This window comes from Dictyobacter sp. Z7_2, from assembly GCF_057551105.1.
On sequence record NZ_BAAJPE010000002.1, the window covers coordinates 2,476,920 to 2,494,152 of the forward strand.

Genomic DNA, 17,233 nt, shown 5'->3' on the forward strand with positions numbered 1-17,233 from the left:
GTTATCGATGAGACATGATCCTTGTGAGGAATATGAGGAGAAATATACATGATTGCTCCCCAGAGAGATGAAGTATCGCAGGCTTTTGCACAGCCTGTCTACTCTATCATAGCTCCAGTCTTTAATGAGGAGGAGACTCTTCCACAATTTTACTCACGGATGATCCAGGTCATGGAGGGCCTGGGTGAGCCGTTTGAGTTGATTCTTGTAAACGATGGCAGTAAAGATGGATCTTTCAATGTAATGAAAGATTTGCATGAGAGAGATGCACGTGTGCATATCCTGGACTTTTCGCGTAACTTTGGGCATCAGATTGCCATCTCCGCGGGACTTGACTATGCAAGTGGAAAAGCTGTCGTTGTGATTGATTCCGATCTGCAAGATCCTCCTGAAGTGATTCCTAATCTGATTGCACGTTGGAAAGAGGGAGCCGAGGTTGTCTACGCACAACGTACCTCGCGTGTCGGAGAGACAAAGTTTAAACTGGTCACGGCCTCGATTTTTTATCGCTTGATTGATCGTATCACCTCTATTCATATTCCGCGTAACGTGGGTGACTTTCGCCTGATGGATCGTACTGTTGTGAATACGTTGATTACCTTGCGAGAGCATCATCGCTTTATGCGCGGATTGTCTTCCTGGGTGGGTTTTCGTCAGGAAGCAGTTTTGTATGATCGCCATGAGCGTTATGCAGGCGCGTCCAAATATCCGTTGCGCAAGATGGTTAGTTTCTCGCTGGATGCTATCACGAGTTTTAGTCATCTACCTCTACAACTTGCGACCACCCTGGGCTTCATCCTTGCGGGCATCAGCCTGCTGGGAATAGTGGTTGCTGCATTCTTACGACTGGTGACCGATGCCATCGTTGGACAAGCCTCGACCTTAATTCTGGTGCTCTTCCTGGGTGGTATCCAACTTATTTTTCTGGGTATCATTGGTGAGTATCTTGGTCGTATCTATGACGAAGTACGCGCACGCCCACTCTATATCGTCCATCACGAACTGGGCTTTTCTAAAGATGATGAAGAGATCAGTCCTCGTCGGGTTGAACATTGACTGAACAATAGAGATATAAACACAGGGGACAGTTCCAATATATGGATCTGTCCCCTGCATTTTTATCTGGAGATGCTTCAATGTAAACATCTCTGGAACTCTGAGCTAGTTTATCTCATCGAACCAATCTGCTTGCTATATTGCGCACCGATGGTCAAGAGTGAGATCAAAGGTACAAACTTCGACACGATGGGAGAGCCCCAACCGGTTGTGGCATCCCAACCTTTTTGAGCATTGTAGCCCGGGAAGGTCTGGGGATTCCCTGCTGCATCCTCAAGCGTGATACCGTTGGTGCCGGTCGTAATATCGTGGAATGTCGATGTATAGATTGGTTTGCTTAATCCAAAGGCCAGGTACAGGTAGGGATTGATCAAGCCTAAGCGCTTGTGTCCCAGCTGATTGGCAAGGGCAGCAATACCGGCCCACTGTGGAGAGCCTGAACTGGTGCCACCGGAGATTAAGACTGCATTGGCTCCATAACCACTGTCAGAAGTGACGGTCAATACGCCACCGTTGATGGCTGCGTTGTAAGCCACATCAGGCTCGCCGCGGCCAGTACCAACGATGTTTTTGTTCCCATACTGGTAGAATGGTTTGGGATAGACATGGCTATAACCACCACCAGTACCAACTTCGTATGTAGGCTCGTTCCAGGTGGTCTCGCTTTGATAGGCACCAGTTGTCGCGTCTGCAACCAACTGTGTACCACCAACGCCTGTGACCAGAGGATCAGTAGCAGGAGACGATGCGACTTGCTCGTATGCTGTACCAGCACAATTTACCTGTGCTGCACCATCATCACCAGCGGATGCAAACAGGGTGATGCCTTTTTTGGTGGCGGCAGCAAAGGCTGAATGCCAGGCGGCATTTGTAGCAGCATCCAGGCAGTTCTCGTCTTCGCCGAAGCTCATCGAGACGACATCGCCCAGATTCTTGCTGATGGCGTAGTTGAGGGAAGCGACCAGATCAGAATCGTTGCTGGTTTTTGAGATGACCAGATCAATGGTGGCATCTGGAGCAACGACATGGGACCATTCAACGTCCAATGCGATCTCACCAGCCCAGCCCTGATCCAGTGGATCATTTGGATCCCAGGTGGGGAGAGAGCCCTGGCCAGGTATGATGTTGAGGATGGGATCTTTCAATCCAAAGGTCTGATCAAATGTATGGAGGTCACTTTTAATATTGGGTGCTCCATACGCATCAAGGATAACTATTGTGGTTCCTTTGCCTGTGATGCCTTTGTTGAGCAGTGGCTGGATGCTGTAGGCGTTACGGATCTGTGATGGTCCATAGCAGCGTACGGCGGCCGTGTTCGACTGACATTTGTAGGTCGTGGCCTCAGTATTACCGACAAAAATATGATGGGGCTTGACAGAAACAGAGTGAGGGCTGACATGGCTGGCCGGAGTGGCTGCCGCATTCTGCGCATACAGACCTTCTAATAGTGCAACTAGTAGAAGTGCGCAAGCGAGAGTAACATAAGATATACGAGAAGATATCATACGTTCTTGCATTACAAATAATCCCCCTAGATAAAAAGAGACTGTTGTAGAAGGTTCATATTAGGAACCTGATAATTATTATAGAAGATTTAGAATGAATTTACTAGTCTTTTATTCCATTGATAAAATAGTTGACAATTATCGGTACAGATACGTACTTTTATGGATATTTTATACAGACAGGTAATGTAGCCTGAAGTAGTAACTAGGGCGTATAGCACCAAAAATAAGCTGAACCATTGCGCCGCTAATAGCAAGATTTCCGATAAGCATACATGTACTTTTAGAGAGCATTCGCTGGCGCTTAACGTCTATATGGAGAGTCCATGTAAGAGAGGAGTGAAAGATGAAATTACCTATAATCTCTGCAATTATAATAGAATGTTTTAGCTCTAAATGTTATATAGGACTAATGGGCTGTATAATCTTCGCTCCTATCGTTGGATCAAACAAATGACCTACGTATAAGGTGATAAAATTGCCTCATATCTGGCCCTATGCTATACTTTTGCTGGAATTGTGCGAGTATTAGAAGTAAGCTTGCAAAGAAGGGAAGTGAGAATTATGGCTGAGGATACAGTAGAATTACAGAATCCCTTTGTGGTTGGGGAGCGTCTGTATTTACGACCTTTGGAGCCCTCTCAAGATAATCATCATTATTCGACGTGGATGAATGATGCTGACATTCGTCGCTATTTTTCAGTCTATCCTACCAGCGATTCGCGTGGTAAGGAGCGGCTAGAAACTTTTTATAAGGATACACGCCATATTTTGTTTGGAGTGGCGATGAAGGCGGATAATCGCCTGATCGGCCTGGTGGGACTCAAAGACATCAATCTGTTGAACCAGAGTGCCGAATTTTATGTGATTATCGGTGATCGTACGATCCACGGCAAAGGCTTTGGGACGGAAGCGACCAGGTTGATGCTGCAATATGGGTATCAAGAGTTGAACCTGAACCGCATTCAAACGCAGGATATGGAAGAGAATATTGGTGGCTGGCGGGCCGATGAGAAGGCCGGCTTCAAATACGAGGGCACTCTCCGTGAAGTGATCCCCCGATTTGGCAAGTACCACAATGTGCGCGTTTATAGTCTGCTACGGAGCGAGTATTTAGAAACGTTGTAGTGCACATGAGTATCACGATCCAGGAAATCAATGATCGGGAGCTGTGGAACAACTTTTTGTTGCATCAGTCCCATGGACATTTTCTACAGTCTTATGAGTGGAGCGAGTTCAGTCAGGAGTTGGGTGAGCGTGTCTATCGCCTCGGCATCCTCGACGATGGCCGCCTGATCGGCACCATGTTACTGATTGTCTCCTCCGTGTCGTTACCGTTGCCGAAATTACGTCCTACGTGGCTGTATTGCGTGCGTGGACCAGTTCTTGAGCGTCTTGATGCAAGCATCCTTACGCGCCTGCTCAAGCATATTGATGGTATTGCACAGCGCGAGCATGCGATTGTTTTACGCGTTGAACCCAATATTGCCGACGATGATCCCGATCTGGATATCTGGCTCGCTGCTTATTATAAGGCTGGCTTTCAGAGCAATCCCAATTCGGTCCATGGGCGACGTTCCTGGGTCCTTGATATTCGTCCCACGAGAGATCAGCTTTTTGCTGACTTTCAACTCATGTGGCAGCAATCTATCCGGAATGCCGAGCGGCAAGGCGTCACTGTCTATGAGGCACGCAGTGAGAGCGACTTCCACACCTATTATATGTTGCTCTCACATGCGAGTGAGCGTGATGGCGTGTTTGTGCACAGTCGAGATTATCATTGGCGTCTGTGGCGGACCTTTGCTGCCAGCAATGATGCGACTATCCTGCTGGCCGAGCGCGAGGGACGTGTGATCGCCGCCAAGTTGCTCCTGCGCTTTGGCGATTGGTGTTGGGATATGTTTACTGGCTATGCGGATGACTTATGGCCGCAGCCTCTCACCTATCAACTGCAATACTCGGCCGTACAATGGGCGCAGATGCGGGGATGTCGTTTCTTTGACTTTCGCTCTATTCCTGACGTGCTGGTCCCCGGCGAGGATCAATGGGATGCCTACGAGTATAAAAGAGGCTTTGGTGGCTTCTCGCGTCTGACGATGCCCACACAGGATTATATTTATCAGCCACTGATCTACAAGCCCTGGCGTAAGTTGACCGAGATGGGTCGAGAGCAGAGGCATAAAGAACGACAGAATATCGATATTGAGCGTCCACTGCTATCAGGGGTACCAGAAGTTGTGTTCGATGCCGATTGAGATATCTGTATCACCTTAAGAGGTAAAGCAGAGATAGGTCGAGCAACGCGAAGACCTTGTAGCGTCGCACGCTCGCGTGCGATGTCCCAGTGGCTCGTACGAGGCAGCCCGCTCTTGACGCGCAACGCTGTCGCACCTGATCATACGTCGAGTGGGACATCGCACGCGAGCGTGCGACGCTACGGTGTCCTCGCTTCGCTTGACACACTGAGGAGAAGGTTGTATGGAAGGTCAAATTATCACAGATCGTCAACGCTGGAACGACTTTGTACTGTCATCCGTTTGTTGCAATATCACACAGACGTATGAGTGGGCAGAATTCGGCTCGTATCTGGGAGCCGATGAGACGTTGCGGGTTGGCGTGGTGGATGATACTGGCTCGTTGTGTGCTGCGATGTTGATCATTGTGTCGCGTGTCCCCGTGCTCAAGCAGACCTATTTCTATGCACCGCGTGGACCAGTTGTAAACGATCCTGCCTCACCCGCCTTGACCGTCCTGCTCAATTATGTCAAAGTAGAGGCGCGACGGCGCAACGCTTTCATGCTAAAAGTTGAGCCCGGTGTACCCGATGATAACAGTTACTGGTTATCAGCATTGAAACGTCGCGGCTTTCAAATCAATCCTTACTATGTCCATATCCGCAACGAATGGGTCCTCGATATCCGTCCCGACGCGAAGACGCTGCTGGCTGGCATGAAAGATAAGTGGCGCTATAATATTCGACTGGCGGGCCGTAAAGGCGTTGTTGTGCGTCGTGGCGCTGGACAGGATGATATCGATGCCTTCTATCGCGTCTATGAAACTACCAGCGCTCGCGACAAGTTTTTCATCAATGATAAATCTCTCTACGCTGATATGCTGCGCATCCTGGGCGAGCAGGAGCGGGCCGCACTCTTTCTGGCCGAATATGAAGGCCAAGTGATCGCTGGCATCATCATGCTCCTGGCAGGTCCCTGGGCCTACTACATGTATGGTGCCTCCTCCAACGAGCATCGCGAAAAGATGCCGAATCATCTCCTGCAATGGACAGCTATCCAGTGGGCTCAAACACAGGGCTGTCAATATTACAACTTCCGTGGCATCCCCGTCATCCTCGAAGAAGGCCAGGAGATGTGGGGCGTCTACCTCTTCAAACGTGGCTTCGGCGGACATGCTCTCTTGTCCTTGCCCACACATGACCTTGCCTATCGGCCGCTAACCTATAGCCTCTATCGCACTATGCTGGATATGAAGCATAAGATGGATTCACGTCGTGAAATTCGTCAGGCCACACACGCAGTCAATTCAGCAGTACTTGATCCCACGAAGGCTCAAAAGCAGTCTCTTCCACCTTTGGAAAGAGCGTAGTATTGGACGCTACTGCTTAACCGTCTCGAGCCACGCTCTTTGAATACTTAAAATGCGTGTGGCTACATCCTCCAAGCATCGGTACAGATCAATATATTCCTCATAGTCTTCCTTGTCGGACACGAATGGCGTGGCGTGCCGTTTTTTCTCAAGTCAATCCCCAATTTCCTAACTTTATCTGTGAGTGAAGTCTTCGCATAAATTTTCGCCCTGAAGCTGTCAAATATGGATAAGCTCTGCCGTTAATATCTGCTACATAAAATAAACTCATCTATTGTTGAGTCAAATCTATGAATTGCTTGTAAAGTCATTAAAAGGGAATTGAGCTCAATCGAGCCCAATCACTCCTGCCTCATCAGTATGTAAAAACTACTCTATTTTGAGTATCTTTTGATTTATGATGAAAATTGTCACTTTATTCGATAGATATCCATTGACTTCTTTTTATTTGCTTGTGTATACTCTGTAATGCTAGAGAATGGAATACCTACTGGTCAGCGATTGTTTAAATTGCTCTAATTGATGTTGGAAATCAGCCATCATGCATTTGTTTCTATGCCTCTCTATATGCGGATGTCAGCTTTTCATCTGTGAATCCGAATATATCTAGTATGTATGGATACCCATGTTTGTTTTTGACACACAGGTATTCACGTTTTCAAGCGTCTATTTTTTTGTTTCTTGTACACAGAAATGGATTTCTTCTTTATGATGACCCAATCATCCTCTCAAGATGACGATGCCTCGTCACAGTCACTTCATTCGACATCTCAGGAGAGGAAGCGACGGCCTGCCTCTGGACACGTTGCGGGATCCGTGCTTCGTCTGGCGCTGGTGACCACGCTTGTCACGACCGGCTTCTTTCTGAGCTTTCTGGGCATGGCATCCCATGCCCACGCGGCAGTCGCGACGACAAACTCGCAGGCTCAGCACACGGTATCATCGACGACGCATGTGACCACCTCGACGCAGACTGGCATTCAGAAACTCGATCAACTGCTTCTGACATTGGCTGCAACCTACACATCTGCACCGCAGACCCAGGCACGGACAGTCACCCCAAAGACCGTAACGCCAATGACCGCCTCGGCCTTTACCTATGATGGTCTGGGAGATCTGCCCTTCTACAGCTATGTAGATCAAAAGAAACTCACCGATCAGGTGGCGATGAAAGTCAACGTCGCCAACGGCAACGTGTTGCTAAGTACCTCTGAACTGCATGTCGCCGGCACCGGCGTCAGCGTCTCGGTCGGTAGCGACTACAACAGCGAGTAAAATCCCTCGGCGCTGCTCGATGATGGCAATCTGTGGTTCTTCAGCACCGGTCGTGGCATCACGGTCGACCTGAGCAACGTGGCGAGCGGGATCACTTTGCATGGACCCAGTGGCTATTCGACCTTCTTCGCTGCCGATAGTGCCAAGCCAAATGGCTTCGACGATGCTCCCGGACTCAATGCCTCAATCAAGGCCGCAGGCAGCGGTACCTATCGCGTCACCTTCCATAACACGGGTGCGTACTGGGGCTTTAATCAATATGGCTCGTTCCTGGTCGAAGGCGATAAGAATGGCAATGCCGTCCAATACAGCTACGGTGGGAATGGGGATCTCAACACGATCACCGATACGCAGGGACGCACCATCACGTTCAATCATGGGACCGATGGGGCCAACAATCTGCATCAGGTGACGTCCTACACCATCACGACCACCGATGGCACCAGCAAGACAATCAGCCATGGCTATACCGCCTTTGCCTTGACGTCATTGACCAATGCTGATCTCAAGACGACCAGCTTCCAGTACGATAGTGTCGGTCGCATCAAGAAGATCACCGATCCGCTCAACCAGAGCACATCGTACGCCTACAACACGGCCGGACAGATCGCCACGATCACCGACGCAAAAATGGGCACGACAACGTTTGCGTATCATGTCAGCAGCGATAGCGCCTGTAGCAACGTCATCACCGGGCAAACCTTGCCGTGCACGGTCGTCACCGATCCAAATGGGCATAGTACCACGTATGCCTATGACAGCAGTACCTTACAGGTAGCCGGTGTCAAAGATGCTCTGGGACATACCTCGTCGCAGAAATTTGACAGCACGGGTTATAATGTGGCAACGTCGACCGACGCGCTCACGCAGGTGACGAGCTTCGGGTATAATAGTAATAACAGCCTGACGACCTCCACGGATGCGAGCGGAGCAAAATCATCGGCAACCTACAATGCGCCCAATCAAACGTATTATCCTGATACGCAAACGGACCCACAGGGTAATGTGACCAACTTCACCTACGACGCAAATGGGAATATGTTGACGCAGAAAGACAACACCAGTAGCAATACATTGACGTATGTCTATAATGCTGATGGCACGGTGGCCTCGCAAAGCGATCCCGATCGCAACGCCGCTGGCACCAATGGACATCAGACGACGTACGGCTACGATGCGCATGGCAATCTGACCACGGTCACGCCAACGGCTCCTCTGGGAGCGACGACGATGACCTACGATCAACTGAGTCGTCTCAAGACAGAGACCGATGGCAACGGGCACACGACCACCTTTACCTATGACAAAGAGGATCGTGTCTCCACTGTTGTCTACAGTGGTACGCCTACGCCCTCGGTGAGCTACACGTACGACGCGAATGGGAATGTGCTGACCGAGATCGATAGCACGGGCACCACAACGTTCACCTATGACGCCCTCAATCGAGAACTGACCAAGACGCTGCCCTCGACGACGGTGATCACGAACGTCTATGATGGCGTCGGCAACCTGACCAGTCTCAACGACGGCACCGGCACCACGACCTATACCTACAATGCAGCGAACTTGATGGATACCTTAACGGCCCCTGGCGGTGGCGTCTCGCGTTATGGATACACGAATACGAATGAGCGCAACTGCATCATCTATCCCAACGGTACCGGCATGCTCCTGACCTTTGATCCCGCAGGTCGTGAGAAGACCAATATCGGTGGCACGATGAGTAGTACCAGTACGGCCTGTACTTCATCTGCAAGTGTGAGTACCCCGATGACTGGCTATAGTTACACCTATGGGACCTCGCCGGCCTTCAAAGATGTGGTGCAGACGGCCACCATCCATGCAGCTGGCAACTATTCGACGGTTGTGACGAGCACCTACAGCTATGATAGTCAGAACCGTCTGACCAAGGTCGTCAATCCGAATCAAACGTGGACGGTGGGCTATGATCCCAATGGCAATATGACCTCCAAGACGTATGCTGGAGCTTCAACCTTCAATGCTTCGTATACCTATAACAACGCCAACGAACTGACGTCGGCGAGTGCGACCGGGACCAATGCAGGCAGTGCGACCTATGCGTACGATGGTAATGGGAATCAGACCAGTGTCACCAACGGCACCTCGGGTCCAGGACCATTAAGCCTGGCGCAGACGCACACCTACAACACAACCAATCAGGATACCAGTGGCACTGGGACGGCAACGGGCTCATCGAGCAGCTATGCCTATGGCTATAGTGGCACCAGTCAGACCGATCGCGTGAGTAACAACACGAACGCCACGGTGTACACGAGCCTGGGCCTGAGTACAGAGAAAACGTCAGCGACCAACACGAACGAGTATGTCCGCTGTAGTTGTGGCATGCTCAACAGCGAACGGACCTCGGCGGGAAGTGTCTACTACTATCTCTTCGATGGCTTAGGTTCCATCGTGGGCATGACCAATAGCAGCGGAGCGTTGGTGGCAACCTATGGCTATGATCCCTTCGGCAACGTCGGTGGGGGAACGGTACAGAGTGGGCTGGTCAATCCGTGGGGCTACGTCGGTGGCTATACCGACAAAACCACCGGCTTGATCAAGTTCGGCATCAGGTACTATGACGCACGCATCGGACGCTGGACGCAGGCGACACCGATTGGGGGCAGTTTGCAGGAGGTCACCAAGGCCAATCCTTACGTCTATGCTGATAATGATCCTATCAATGAAAATGACCCCAATGGCAATACACCAAGTTTTTGGGCTTGTGCGTCTGCCGGAGCAGTCGCTTTTTTTACAGCACTAGGTATAACTGGAGGCTCTAGCAATCTTGCAGCCGCACTTACTACTACTGCCAAAGCGGTGCCAGGTCTTATTAGTGCTTTGGCTGATATTGGTATTAATGTTGCAGAAAAATTTGTTCCTGTCATAGGGTGGATCGTATTAGGGGTTCAACTTGCATTTGGACTTGCATCTGCAGGTGTAGCCATGCATGTACTCGGCTGTTTTTAAGTATTCGTACATATAACATCAAAGGGATATACACAATCTGCCTTAAGAATTTATCGATAGATGACCTAAAGTAGCTATTGGTATCTTCTTTAGGATAAAGAGAGCCAGAGCAATAAAAAAACTTTAGCTCTCTTTTTAAAACAACATTATAATGTGTATCTCCTTACAATCAGGAACTCATCAAACAAGCTTGAGGAAAAACCATAAGGATGAGTATTCACATAAAAGGGACATAAAGCCATGCAAAAATTAAGTTCTAAACGTGGCCTGTTGGTTGGATCAATCATTGGTATGATAATCTGGACTATTCTGACTCTCAGCTTGCTCTACTCGCTTCTTACTAATCAATTTCCGATACTTATCGGAAGGATGATTACCATCATTTTTATTATTGTTAGTATCTTCTTCCTCATAAGTAATGTACGATTCTACTGGAAAAATAGAAATAAAAAGAACTCTTAGATGAAGCTTTTAGTGGGTATGCCAATCAGGCTGAAATAGATTCTCGCTGACCGCTTACCAACAAGTATGTGCTCTGTAGCTGGTAGCCTACTCAATAGCAAATGGGCTCCTGCCAGTAACTCTTACTACTATCTCTTCGATGGGCTCGGTTCCATTGTTGGGATGACTGATAGCAGCGGAGCATTAGTAGCGGGCTATGGGTATAACCCCTTTGGCGGTCTGGGAGGCGGAACGGTACAAAGCGGACTGATCAATCCCTCGGGCTACGCCGGTGGCTATACCGACAAAACCACCGGGTTGATCAAGTTCGGAATACGTTTCTATGACGCGCACATTGGACGCTGGACGTAGGCAACACCAGTCAGTGGCAGTTTGTAGGAGGCTATCAAGGCCAATCCGTACGTCTATGCTGATAATGATCCCACTAATAACGTTGATCCACATGGAACGTCAACTATTTCTGGAGGTTGGAATGCATTTGCATGGACAATTACAAATAATTCTGATGGCTCTACAACAGTTTCAATTTGCTACAGAAGGCTTAGAGGGCGGTCTTGCGATCATAGGAGCTCTGGCTGGTGCACTTATCGGTGCTTTTCTAGATGGGCCAGTTGGTGCTGTTTTAGGGGGATTAGTTAGTGCTGTTCCGGCAGCAGTTATCGTATTTATGAATGCTATGAGGATAAGTATGAGTAGATTATATTTTACAGTTGTACTATCTATATTTTGTATTGCTGGATTTGTTGGTTTGAATTTTATTACATTTTTACGGAGAAAAAATAGCGCAAGACACTTTTTCTTAGAGCTGTTGTGTGTTGGGATTATTATCGTTTTGCCAATAATTATGCTAGAGATTGAGTCCTTTTTATCTACACTGAGAATTTTGTTAGGTATTTTTGGTTTGCTCCTTTGTTTGAATGGTCTATTCGACGTATTTAATAGTTTCAAAAATAACTACGCAACTGATTACCTTATCAATGTAAGTAATATGATGGGTATTTTATTATTAGCACAAGGTACCGTTTCATTTTTTATGTCAGTACTACCTTTCCATTTTGATTCATATTGGCTTATGTTTATAATATTGGCAATTATTATATTTGTTTACAGTACTTTACTTATTGATTGGCGTAGAAAATATCCAAAAAGAGAGAATAATAAATCTATTGATGAGGAGTAGCGATGAAGAGTCCTTGGATTAAATTGAGTGTTTTTTGCATTGGTTTTTTTTGTTATGCATGCTTAGAAACAGTTATCACTCATTTGCCTATTATCGATATGCTTTGTATCGGTTTAGTTTTTTCAATAGGTTTCACATCTCTTACCAATGTTTTGTTCAATCAATATAGGAAAATTAAAAGGCATAAGTAAGAGGACTATAGTTAATGATGACAGAGATACAGCTCTACTGATCACAACTTCTGGAGGGTGCGGCATAAGTAAAAATCTACACAGACGAATGAGCTTTTCCCTGGTCAATTTCCTCTTCTATTGAGGTTTTCATTTGTGCCAGGTGCAGCCATACGGCCATTTCACTGAGAATGATAAAGGAGTTGAGTCCATGGCCTAATGCTGAAAGGAATAGCCATGCTAATTGAGATCCCACCTTTCCAGAACGCGTTGACACAGTATAGGTAAGCAGAGTTTTTTCTTGCTGAGCCTGGAAGGTCAGAAGATGATCCTGGAAAGAAGAACGACGTCTCTGCTTGAAGGCGAAAGATGTAGGAGCAACCGAATTTTTGATGATGATCGAGCCTGAAGTCATTGTTTTCCAGTCTGGAAATTCAGGGAAAGTCTCAGGAAAGTTCCCGGGGAAGCCCTTTGGTAATGTTTTCGAGCGGCGTCTAATTCTCATAATATATTGAAATGTTGTGCCGGCTTGCAAGGTTGGTGTTGAAAGATTTTGTATCTCAATGCTTGTTTCGGACTGTTCCCATAAAGGAGGTCTGGCATCATGTTTTTCGGGACCTTCGTTCCCATACTTTTTAAAGCGTTCGGGGATATTTTCCGGTGGCATGGCTTTTTTTGTGGGATCTAGTGTGATTAATTGAACGATATGTTGTGGTTGAAATAACCAGAGGAAGACGTCTTCAAGTGGGCGTTCAATGACAATATGATCTGTATACTTCATCTTGACCTCTCATTGGGATTTTGCGTTGAAGCTGTTCTAAATGGGAAGCTATTTTTATCTCTGAAGAGTATTGGTCTCTTATGCTGGGTAAAAAATAAATTCTCAATATATAAACGCTGAGATCTCATAGAAGTAAAGTGGAGGCGAGCAAGATGATGGATTAATGGGGCTTGACATCGATCAAGCCCCATTGTTGTGTGATTAGCGTGTGCGGAGTTCTTGCAGGGTGGCGAGACGTTCGCGGGCGATTGAGCTCCCGGGTTGCACTTTTGCCAGGTTGCGATAGACGCGGCTGGCTTGTTCGTATTCTCCTACTGATTGATAGGTTTGTCCGAGCATGTCATAGGCGTCGAAGTTCGAGCGGTCGATTGTGATGAGCTGCTGAAGTGCAGCAACTGCTTCTTTGACCTGTTGAGATTCGAAGTAGTTGCGTGCGATCATCTCTTGATAGCGGACCGCATCCTGTGTGCGACCGAGTTGTAGACAGAAGCCGACGACTTCGCGTAGCAGATCCATTGAGTTGGGATTGAGTTCGGCGGCTCTGAACAGGCTGGTCAGGGCTTCCTCGATGTCTCCCATGTCTGAATAGATGTTTCCGATACGTCTGACAGTTTCTCCAGCCTGCTCCAACTTGCCCTGGCGTAGATAGATATCAGCTAATAGGCGGAGTTCCGCTGTTCCTTCATCTAGCAGGCCACGGCTGACATAGATGTCTGCCAACTCGTCATGAGCACGTGTATCCTGTGGTGCCATGCGTACCATTTCGTTGAGCACGTTAATGGCATTGTCGATCTGGCGATTGTTGCGATAGTGTTGGACCAGATCGGTGTACTCTTGCAATGTGCTATTGATATCTCCGTTCTGGTGCTCTGAGATATCGGTCAGGCTGGATGCAACTTCGTCCTGATCGGGCTTGCCGCGCTTGATCTGCCGTAGGATGGCTTGCATCTGTTCCTGTTGACCTGTACGCCCGTAGGCTTTGGCAAGCTGCGATGAGATCTCGACTTCGGGAGCTCGATGCTCTTCACCGTCTTCGCGTGGGCGTGCGGCCCAGGTGGCTGGATCAATTGCTTGCGGGTTGAGGCGTACATTTTGTAGAGCCTGCTCTAATTGCTTGATGGCGGCCTCTGGTCTGCCTTGAGATAAGAGCGCCTGTGCGGCACTGGCTCGTGCAAAGACCTCAATGTGACTGTCGCGTACCGCTTGTGAATACTCTTCGACGGCGCGATCATAATATCCGCATTGATGATAGATTTGACCCAGGGCATAGTGGACGTCGGAGTTGTTTGGATAGATCTCGGTACTCTGTGTATATTCACGTATCACGGCGCGTGCATGCTTTTGTCCTTCGCCGCGCAGCTGCCAGCGAATCCGCGAGAGAACCTCCAGCGACGTGGCGCGTGGCGTGCCCATGGTTGTGATCATTGAGGTGTGCCAGCGTACGAGAGCTGTGATGTTGCGTGGATCGATCTGAAGCACACGCTGATATTCGGCAACCGCTTGCTGTGAGCGTCCCAGTTTTTGTAAGGCCAGCGCGTAGTTCAGACGTGTCGGAACGCTGGTTGGACTCTCCTGGAGTGCCTGCTCCAATTCTGTCATCGCTCGATCCATATAGCCCAGGCGCAAATATGCCTCTGCAGCCAGCGTACGCTCACGTAGGAGATCCTCTTTGTGTCCATGCGACGCCAGCAGATTGATCAGGCGCATTCGATAGGTGATGTTGTTGGGCTCTAATTGGAGAATACGTCGATATGTAGCGATGGCATCATCGATGCGTCCATTCACGACATAGGTATCGACGAGAATCCCATATTTGGAGACCGCCTGCTCAACGCTGCCCTGGCGTACATAAATCTCGCATAAGACCTGGTGTACGTCCAGATATTGAGGTGCAATATCGATGACGCGTAAGCATTCCTCAGTTGCGCGAGCCAGTAAGCCATGATTGATATATTTCTGAATATCCTGCATCGAGTTCACGACTTGCATGCGGATACTTTCAGGTAAGTTGGCTGTGCTGCTGAGGACCGCGTCGGCAACCTGTCCCATTCCATTGGCCTGCGTGCCTGCCATCTGATTGAGTAAGTCTTCAAAGCCTGGCCTTTGTTCCTGTACGGGTCGCAATGGTGCGCTTGGCACCATCAATTGTGGCTCCTCGAACGAGATGGGGAATGGCGATAGCTCTGGTGCCGGTGGCTGCGCCTGCGGTCGTGGCTGTGGCACAGGAGCAGGTGTCTGCCACGCAATCTGGTCAGGTTGCGCTAAAGGTGCCGATGCCGTTGGCAATGGCTGCGATGGCGCTTGCTGCTGAACTGGCGGTGGCGCGACTGGTGCTGGTGGCGTTTGCTGGACTGGCGGCGGAGCGGCCGGTGGTACTACCTCTTCTGGCAGCACACGTGTCGCATTAGGTTTGGCCTCATCCGTGAGCCAGGATGGAATGGATGCCGGGCCTCCAGAGTCCGCCTGGGATGTTGGTGCTGGTACGGTGGACTCTGGTGCTAGCGGCGATCGATAGTCATGATCGGTGTTTGGTGCCGCCTGTGCCGCTGGTTGTGGCTGTGCTGGTCGCTGTACATTTTGCGACTTGTCGTCATTTAGAATGCCAGTCAACCAATCGGGCAACTCGCCGGCTGCTGCGCCATTCTGTGAGGGAGCCGCCTGCGCATTATTGATGATGTTTGCCTGGATCTCCATCGTTGGTGCTTCTGGTACGTTGTTGGCGCTCGATGGAGGCATGGGGGCCTGTGTCTGCATTCCCATTGGGGGTGGCGTCGAGGAGCGAACAGGCGCGGCAGGGGCAGCGCCCTGCGCAGAAGCATTTTGCGCTTGCTGCAACATATATTCAACCTGTGCCACTTTTTCGCTCCAGCCGCGACTGCGCAAGAAGCCAAGCAGAGCGTTATAGACTGTCAGTGCCTGCTCTTGCTCTCCCAGGAGACGATGAGCTTCTGCCGCTTCCTGACACAGCTGGACCAATTGATCTGATTCTTCAGCTGTCAAGGCATCTAAGTTGACCCGGTCGACGGCCTCGTCAAAATGGACGGTGGCGGTGCGCAGGTCACCACGTGCTCGATAGCATTGGCCTAATGCATAGTAGCACGAGAGTGCATAGTCAGGATCGTTGAGAAGATTCTGAAATTGTTGAATCGCTTCATCCCAGCGCTGCTGCTCCTGATAAAGCCATCCTAAAAAGTATCGTGCATCCGGTCGATCAAAGCCGCTCTCCAGGATCTGCTCACAGAGGTCAATAGCATCATTGAAACGGCCCTGGTTCTGAAATGTTTGCGCCTGCTGTAAAGCCCCTGTGACCTGATTGGCAGTGATCCTTTTTCGTGAGCCAGCATTCATTCCGTTCCCATTGGCCGTTGGTGAAACAGAATTGTTAGCTCCGCCGTAGTTACCCGCGCTACCCATATTACCCATGATGCCAGTATTCCCTCCGCTTGTATTTCCCGATGTTACTGATCCGGTGAATGATTGATTTTGTTCTGCTTGGTCGTTCGCCGGATTCCCAGCATTGGGGTCTGAACGAACTGATGCGTTGTTTGCTCCTGAACTTTCAGAAGCGCTGCTTGTCTGTATCTGAGCCAGGAGCTGTTGCGCTTGCACGTTTGTGGCATCGGCGCGTAAGACTTCCTCACAATGGACACGTGCGGGGCCAGGTTCATTTCGAAGCAGATATCCCTGAGCGGCTGCCAGTCGCTCGGCTAACATCTGGGAGATGTCTTTCTTCTCGAAATAATAGCTTGCAAGCCGCTCGTGTGGCTCCGGATTGCCTGGGGATAATTGGACTGCTTTTTGCCAGGCTGCTTCCGCTCGCGCACCCTGACCAGCCTGTGCGTACAGGTCGGCTAAATGCACGTATGCATGATAGGCATCCTCACGCCGATTCAAAATGCCGTAGAGCTCGGCGGTCTTACTCAATGCAATGACGTTGCTGGGATCGCGCTGTAAAATATACTCGTATTCCTGAAGCGCCAGCGGCCATTGCTTCATTTGCATATTGCAAAACCCTAGACCACTACGAGCTGTAGCATCATCTGGGAACTCGGTGAGCGCTATCTGGTATTCTTGTAATGCGTCCGACCAGCGACTATCCCATCGATGCCGATCGGCTGTATTAATAGCCGTACTATAGGCTTGTCTGTTCCCAGGCATGAAAGGTTCACTTTCTCGAATGGGCGCACAATTGAGCAACTCTTCAGTGCTC

Annotated in this window: 11 protein-coding genes; 8 read left to right on the forward strand and 3 right to left on the reverse strand. The window is 49.3% G+C overall.

Features of this window, described 5'->3' with window-relative positions:
* Positions 1 to 48: 48 nt before the first annotated feature.
* Entirely contained in the window at positions 49 to 1,056 is a 1,008-nt protein-coding gene (locus AC27N8_RS23875) for a glycosyltransferase family 2 protein (protein ID WP_487070062.1), read from the forward strand.
* 110 nt (positions 1,057 to 1,166) lie between these two features.
* On the opposite strand, the gene AC27N8_RS23880 is transcribed toward AC27N8_RS23875, so the two are convergent.
* Entirely contained in the window at positions 1,167 to 2,573 is a 1,407-nt protein-coding gene (locus AC27N8_RS23880) for a S53 family peptidase (RefSeq protein WP_487070064.1), read from the reverse strand.
* Between the two features lie 552 nt (positions 2,574 to 3,125).
* Here AC27N8_RS23880 and AC27N8_RS23885 point away from each other — a divergent pair.
* The 7 genes from AC27N8_RS23885 (at position 3,126) to AC27N8_RS23915 (ending at position 12,072) form a co-directional block, all read left to right on the forward strand.
* Positions 3,126 to 3,689, forward strand: a complete 564-nt coding sequence (locus AC27N8_RS23885; RefSeq protein WP_487070066.1) for a GNAT family N-acetyltransferase — start codon at positions 3,126 to 3,128, stop codon at positions 3,687 to 3,689.
* Positions 3,690 to 3,694: 5 nt separating this feature from the next.
* Entirely contained in the window at positions 3,695 to 4,816 is a 1,122-nt protein-coding gene (locus AC27N8_RS23890; RefSeq protein WP_487070068.1) for a lipid II:glycine glycyltransferase FemX, read from the forward strand.
* A gap of 223 nt (positions 4,817 to 5,039) precedes the next feature.
* On the forward strand, positions 5,040 to 6,164 hold the full coding sequence (locus AC27N8_RS23895; RefSeq protein WP_487070070.1) for a lipid II:glycine glycyltransferase FemX: 1,125 nt from the start codon (positions 5,040 to 5,042) through the stop codon (positions 6,162 to 6,164).
* Between the two features lie 708 nt (positions 6,165 to 6,872).
* Complete coding sequence (locus AC27N8_RS23900; RefSeq protein WP_487070072.1) at positions 6,873 to 7,439, forward strand: hypothetical protein; 567 nt, start codon at positions 6,873 to 6,875, stop codon at positions 7,437 to 7,439.
* Positions 7,440 to 7,535: 96 nt separating this feature from the next.
* Positions 7,536 to 10,430, forward strand: a complete 2,895-nt coding sequence (locus tag AC27N8_RS23905; RefSeq protein ID WP_487070074.1) for an RHS repeat-associated core domain-containing protein — start codon at positions 7,536 to 7,538, stop codon at positions 10,428 to 10,430.
* A gap of 528 nt (positions 10,431 to 10,958) precedes the next feature.
* The gene (locus AC27N8_RS23910) at positions 10,959 to 11,243 is read left to right on the forward strand and encodes an RHS repeat-associated core domain-containing protein (protein ID WP_487070076.1); all 285 of its coding nucleotides are present in this window, start codon (positions 10,959 to 10,961) and stop codon (positions 11,241 to 11,243) included.
* A gap of 121 nt (positions 11,244 to 11,364) precedes the next feature.
* Positions 11,365 to 12,072, forward strand: coding sequence for a hypothetical protein (locus AC27N8_RS23915; protein ID WP_487070078.1), 708 nt, complete (start codon positions 11,365 to 11,367; stop codon positions 12,070 to 12,072).
* A gap of 267 nt (positions 12,073 to 12,339) precedes the next feature.
* Here the strand turns inward: AC27N8_RS23915 and AC27N8_RS23920 are convergent, their stop codons facing one another.
* Together AC27N8_RS23920 and AC27N8_RS23925 are read right to left on the reverse strand one after the other, a co-directional pair.
* Complete coding sequence (locus AC27N8_RS23920) at positions 12,340 to 13,023, reverse strand: hypothetical protein (RefSeq protein WP_487070080.1); 684 nt, start codon at positions 13,021 to 13,023, stop codon at positions 12,340 to 12,342.
* A gap of 201 nt (positions 13,024 to 13,224) precedes the next feature.
* Positions 13,225 to 17,181 (reverse strand): tetratricopeptide repeat protein, encoded by a 3,957-nt coding sequence (locus AC27N8_RS23925; RefSeq protein ID WP_487070082.1) that lies wholly within the window; start codon positions 17,179 to 17,181, stop codon positions 13,225 to 13,227.
* Positions 17,182 to 17,233: the final 52 nt, after the last annotated feature.

Bases quoted from the DNA above. Each gene is read 5' to 3' on its own strand.
- AC27N8_RS23875 (WP_487070062.1), top strand. From the start codon at position 49: ATGATTGCTCCCCAGAGAGATGAAGTATCGCAGGCTTTTGCACAGCCT.
- AC27N8_RS23880 (WP_487070064.1), bottom strand. From the start codon at position 2,573: ATGCAAGAACGTATGATATCTTCTCGTATATCTTATGTTACTCTCGCT.
- AC27N8_RS23885 (WP_487070066.1), top strand. From the start codon at position 3,126: ATGGCTGAGGATACAGTAGAATTACAGAATCCCTTTGTGGTTGGGGAG.
- AC27N8_RS23890 (WP_487070068.1), top strand. From the start codon at position 3,695: ATGAGTATCACGATCCAGGAAATCAATGATCGGGAGCTGTGGAACAAC.
- AC27N8_RS23895 (WP_487070070.1), top strand. From the start codon at position 5,040: ATGGAAGGTCAAATTATCACAGATCGTCAACGCTGGAACGACTTTGTA.
- AC27N8_RS23900 (WP_487070072.1), top strand. From the start codon at position 6,873: ATGATGACCCAATCATCCTCTCAAGATGACGATGCCTCGTCACAGTCA.
- AC27N8_RS23910 (WP_487070076.1), top strand. From the start codon at position 10,959: ATGTGCTCTGTAGCTGGTAGCCTACTCAATAGCAAATGGGCTCCTGCC.
- AC27N8_RS23915 (WP_487070078.1), top strand. From the start codon at position 11,365: ATGCATTTGCATGGACAATTACAAATAATTCTGATGGCTCTACAACAG.
- AC27N8_RS23920 (WP_487070080.1), bottom strand. From the start codon at position 13,023: ATGAAGTATACAGATCATATTGTCATTGAACGCCCACTTGAAGACGTC.
- AC27N8_RS23925 (WP_487070082.1), bottom strand. From the start codon at position 17,181: ATGCCTGGGAACAGACAAGCCTATAGTACGGCTATTAATACAGCCGAT.